Origin of the sequence: Clostridium sp. AF20-7, from assembly GCF_003479275.1 — a bacterium.
In the GTDB taxonomy this organism is placed as follows: domain Bacteria; phylum Bacillota; class Clostridia; order Lachnospirales; family Lachnospiraceae; genus Otoolea; species Otoolea fessa.
The window spans coordinates 1-5,120 of sequence record NZ_QUGF01000020.1 but is presented as its reverse complement, the minus strand read 5'-3'; the positions used below and the strand labels follow the sequence as shown (position 1 = coordinate 5,120).

The following is a 5,120-nucleotide window of genomic DNA, read 5'->3' as shown; positions in this document are numbered from 1 at the left end:
GTATCTGTATCTCCGATTTCTCGGCTTGGTTCTTCCATTCCTCGGCTTGGCTTATGGCTTCGGAGGCTTGCAAGCCTTTCTTCTGCAAGGTCTTTTTGAGGTTCAGTTGTTCTTCCAGTAGTTTCCGTTCCTGGTCTTTTGCCCTGGTCTGTTCCTGGTCTGCCCTGGCTTTCCATTCCTCGGCTTGGCTGATAGCTTCGGAGATTTGAGAGTCTTTCTTCTGTGACTGCTGTGTTATCTGGCTGATATGCCTTTCCAGTTCTGCTATCTTCTGCGACTGCTGTTCTATCAAGTAGCTGTCTTGCTCTTGCTCTTTCATCAGCTCCGCTATTCTCTGCGACTGCTGTTCTATCAAGCTGTTGTCTTGCACGCTCTGTTGTGGCTGTTCGCTCTGCTTCTCTGCGTGCATTGATTTCAAACCCATGCTCTAAGCTCTCCTTTCCAAAGTCCACTGCATAATACTTTTCCAGTTTATTATTGCGGACTTTACATTGTTTTTCCCCTTGGCTCTGCCTTTCAAGGTCTGTGAAAGTAATGTACTTGTGGCTGTCTTGCCAGTCCACTCCGTACCCTCTTTCGTTCATCTGCTTTATGAAGTCCTCTCGGCTTCTGGCTGTCTCTCGGCAGTCCATAACAGACAATGCTATATCTTGAACATAGCTCTTTACCTCGCCTTTCTCGGCTTGCTTCAAGAGGTTGTATGTCTCTTTATTCCACGCAACAGTTTCTTCTCTTTCTTCTCCGGAGAATGTCTTGCCTTTCTCCGGAACATGAAGCCCTTGTTGCCGGCTCTGTTCATTGCACCGGTCTTTCAGGTTCTGCAGATCCGCTTTGCTCCACTGCAACTTGTGACCGTTCTCATAATTCACGCTGTTCACTATGAAATGGCTGTGAATGTGTCCTCGGTCTATATGGGTGGCAATAAGCACTTCATGCCCTTTCCATGCTTCTGTGTTCTTGGCAAGCTCCACAGCATTCTTATGGGCTTGCTCTGGTGTGATATGCTCGTCCTCGTGGTAGCTCTGAACGAAGTGCTTATAGGTTCTGCCACCAGTCTTGCCCCACAGCTCCTTGGTGGCTTGCATTTCGTCCTTAACTGTATCTGGTTCACAGTGCAGACCACTGACAAGCTTATCTTCCGTCTTTTCCTCTTTCGTCACATAGTCCAGTGCTTGCCCTATGCCTGCTTTTGAAGATACTGCTTTAATAACTGCCATACTTCTCTCACCTCTTTCATGGTGTTAGGAAGTTCTTGCTTATAGTCAACATATCCGTTCTCATTCAGCTTCTTGGCTATCTGGTTCAGATTGTTCCCTTGCCTTTTCAGCTCTGGGTATATCTCTTTCAATCCGTCCAGATTGACAATGTTCGACTGTGTAAGTGCTTCGATGATATACTGCTGCTGGCTCTTTCCAGACTGTTCTACTTTTTCTTTTATCTGTGCAAGTTCTTCCTCTGACACTCTTATGACTATCTGCTTCGGTCTTGTCCTATTCATTGATGAAGTCCTCTCTTTCCTTTACCCACTTCTTAATGAGGTCGATTTCCTCGTCCATGTTCGGCTCTTTCTCTGGCTTCCAGTCCTCTCTCATGTCTTTCAGTTCTTCCAGTGCTTCTTCTAAGTCTGCCTTATAGCTTTCTAAAACTTCTTTTTCGCTTGCTATATATTCATCAACACTATTGTAACAAGGCACACACTCATAGCTTGTCCTATCATCATTGTACTTGTGGTACACAATGTCTTTCCATTCATCACTTGGCTCTGCTATGTTCTGTTTAGTGATTTCAATGTCGGATTTTATTGTCTCTACGTTTTCCAACATATCCAGATAATGCTCTGGTTCATAACCCAAATTCAATAAGTGATTCAGCAGTGTAGGCTCTGGGAACATTCCAAACCAACAACGCTCAAACCATTGGTCAGCATAATCTCTTTCATCACTTCCGTTGGAGTAAGTACCGCCAACCAAATCTCCGACAAAATTCTCTATCAGCTCTCCGATTGTCAGACCATGCTCCCCACACTTTCTCGCCAGTCTGTCACAATCTGCATCCGACAATTTCACTGTGATTTTTCTCTCTCTGATTGTTTCAATTTCTTTCTGCTGTTCCTCGCCCCAACTCATGCTTTTACCTCTCTTTCTTCTTGGCTATCACTCAACATTTTACCGCATATCTGCGGTCACTCAAAGGGGGATTGAAGGGGGGCTTTGCCACCCTCACAAGTTCTAAAGTGTAGCCGTTAGGCTATCACTTTAGGGAACTTGCAATATATCCGCTACACATAATATAGCATAGTGATAGCCACTTGTCAAGCGGATATATTCGTGCGTGGATTTCACCAGAAATACAGTGGAGCTTACTTCCTCTTGGGTGACTTTGGGAATGGAAAAATGAGATAGTCAAGGGCTTGTTTTTTTCTATGCTTCCATGAGCTTCCGCTTGCGGATCAGCGAATGGCAGCATAGAAAAAAATTGTCGCAGACAACCCTTTACTTTCTCATTTTGGAATGGACAATCGAACCCATGAGGGAGTAACGGAACGGACGGACTAGCATTTTCCCCGCGGACATTATAGCCAACAAAAAAGAGTATCAAGGGTAAACTGTACAGTCGTTCCGACTGCCCTTGACACTCTTTTTCTTATGGCTCTTTGGTAGCTAAGGGGAAATGCCTTAGAGGGCTTCGCCCACGCTCCACCACTTGTATACTGTCGGCTTGCTCAATCTTGTATCACGAATACAGTCAGCTTTCTTTCCGTCTGGGTGGCTCTTTCGCCATTCTTCGACAATTTTCGACTTCTCTGGTCTGCCGTCTTTGTTTCTCCATGCTCCGTCTGGGTGTTCAATCTCTCGAATAGCATTCATAATTTTGATATGTTGCTCTTGCTTTCTTCCGTTCCTCTTGTTCGGCGGTACGGATATACCGCTGACACGCTCAACCTCGGCTCTGCTGTATGTGACATAATTTTCTTGGTACATATTCATTGCGTCCAGTACATCACGCTTGGTAAAGCGGTTATGTTCATCATCACTGATATCATCAAACATAGGTAACAGCTCCAGAGCATCCGTCAATACCTCATCTTCTGGTATATCGCATTTGATACCATAGGATGCAAGCACCGACAGACACCAGTATCTATGCCCTACGGACACCTCTCCGCTCTGTATCTTCCTAAGCCACCAGTCATACAAATCCCTCTTGATATGCCACCTGCCCTTTTTCTCGCCCCTCACAACCCTCTTTTCATACCATTCTGGGTACTTCTTCTTGGCTTCGGCAAGGCTCAAATCGGACTTATACTTGAAATCCGTCACAGCCTTGCTATCATCCATGAGAAAGCCATTCAGATACTCTACTGTGACACGCTCCCCAGTTTCAAAAGCTGTCACTGGATACCGTTTCCCCAGTTTCGACTGGGTGCCGACCATACGGAAGCCTTGGAAGATACCTTGGTACTGCACTTGCTCACGCTCTGTATAGGTGCTTGTGTACCTGTTCCATATCTTTCTGATTAACTCATACTTGAACTCCCTTAACTGGTCTTGCAGATGTCTGTATAGCGGTACTGGCTTCTCAAAGAGGTAATACAGGTGCAGTCCATGCCCGCTGTTCACACAGTAGGTACATTGTGGCAGAAACTCGTTCTTCATCTGGTAGAACACATCTCTTAACTGCTCCATTTCCACTCCGTCAAGGTCTACCGCTATCCCATACAGCCACCTTGCATTTTTCGCTGTCCTGTTGCGTCCAGAATATCCGACTGGGGACATGATAGCGAACTCTGCTCCCTTGACCTCATCAACCATGTTCAGCTCATCAAAAACAATATAGTTCCTTGCCTTTTCTCCCTCTATCACTGTGAGAACCCCATTGCACTTCTCATCTTCTGGGTGTCCCTCTCTCTCAAAACTGCCCTCTGGAAAGACAGCTCTGTAAAAATCCCTCGGTTTCACTTCCTCATAGAACTGCCCCAACCATTCATTTTTCATCTTGAACAACTGCTTATCAGTCGGCTTTCTTGCCATGAATAAACACCTCTTTTCTGACATATACTTATACTATATCCGCTACCCTATGACTGTTAGCCCTAAAGGGCTATAGGGGGCTTATATTATCAATGAAGTTTTTTTACCTTTTTTATTAAAATATAACACCCCATTTCTGGGGTGTCAATTTAGTAGTACCCTCTTGACCTCATACACCCTTTTACATACCACCTTATCAGCACATAAACGATATGTACCAGTATCAGCAGTAAAAGAAGATTGATAGGGATTACCGCCCTTATAGGCTCTGCAAAGTACACCGATACTGCAAGGCTTATGAGGAATACGGCAAGGCTCATGGTGTCCGCATAGTCCTCTGTGTAGAACTCAAACACCTTGCTTGCTCCAAGGAAGATAAGAAAGCCCACACCGATAGCAATACCGCCCACAAAGACGATTAAAAGAAGATAATGCACTATGGTAGCCACTACTGGCTGTGGTATCTTATCTCCCAGTTGTGAAGCCCACTGACCGCCTTTAAGAAGCAACTGGAACGCATTCACAATGAACTGCCATATAACCATGAAAAAGGTCTTAAAATCGCTTACAAAGGCTTCTGAACGTATTGCTGTGAATACTGTGGTAAGCACTCCATACAGTAGCAGACCTAACAGAAAGCTGTCATAGCTCGCTGTCTGGGCTTTGAACTTCCTGTCAAGCTCTTTCTTCTGGTCCAGATACTTCGCTGTTGCTCTCTGCTCTATATCTTCGCTTATGCTCTGCCTTTCGGATTTAAGGCTTGCCGACTGCTTGGCAGCTTCTCCGATTCTGCGGTCAAGCTCTCTGCCCTTGGCTTCATATTCCCTTTTAACGCTCGATACCGTAGCTTCGGCTTCTTGCTCTGCGTTGAGCTTGTCTTGCTTCAGCTTCTCGTTTTGCTTCTTCAGCTCTGCGTTGAGCTTCAGCACGTTGTCTGCTTCGTTCAGCTTCTCTATTTGCTCTGTCTGCTCCGCTATTCTCTTCCCTTGTTCGGCTACTGTCGATACCAGCTCTTGCTTCTCGGATAAGAGTTTCTGTATCTGTATCTCCGATTTCTCGGCTTGGTTCTTCCATTCCTCGGCTTGGCTT

At 45.5% G+C, this 5,120-nt stretch carries 5 protein-coding genes; all 5 read right to left on the bottom strand.

Features of this window, described 5'->3' with window-relative positions; all coding sequences use genetic code 11:
* Nucleotides 1-1,217, bottom strand: a 1,217-nt coding sequence (locus DWX68_RS14330) for a relaxase/mobilization nuclease domain-containing protein (RefSeq protein ID WP_243027896.1), incomplete at its 3' end; no start/stop codon positions are given.
* Entirely contained in the window at nucleotides 1,178-1,498 is a 321-nt protein-coding gene (gene mobC, locus DWX68_RS14325; RefSeq protein WP_002595443.1) for a plasmid mobilization relaxosome protein MobC, read from the bottom strand. The genes mobC and DWX68_RS14330, both read right to left, overlap by 40 nt.
* A complete protein-coding gene (locus DWX68_RS14320) occupies nucleotides 1,491-2,126 on the bottom strand; it encodes a hypothetical protein (protein WP_118630010.1) in 636 nt (211 codons plus the stop codon). Before DWX68_RS14320 ends, mobC begins: the two co-directional genes overlap by 8 nt.
* Before the next feature lie 549 nt (nucleotides 2,127-2,675).
* Entirely contained in the window at nucleotides 2,676-4,031 is a 1,356-nt protein-coding gene (locus DWX68_RS14315) for a hypothetical protein (RefSeq protein ID WP_118630008.1), read from the bottom strand.
* A gap of 149 nt (nucleotides 4,032-4,180) precedes the next feature.
* On the bottom strand, nucleotides 4,181-5,120 hold a 940-nt coding region (locus tag DWX68_RS14760; protein WP_118630006.1), incomplete at its 5' end, for a DUF6040 family protein.

Excerpts from the sequence above, each read along its gene's own strand:
- mobC (WP_002595443.1), bottom strand. The coding sequence starts at position 1,498 with ATGAATAGGACAAGACCGAAGCAGATAGTCATAAGAGTGTCAGAGGAA.
- DWX68_RS14320 (WP_118630010.1), bottom strand. The coding sequence starts at position 2,126 with ATGAGTTGGGGCGAGGAACAGCAGAAAGAAATTGAAACAATCAGAGAG.
- DWX68_RS14315 (WP_118630008.1), bottom strand. The coding sequence starts at position 4,031 with ATGGCAAGAAAGCCGACTGATAAGCAGTTGTTCAAGATGAAAAATGAA.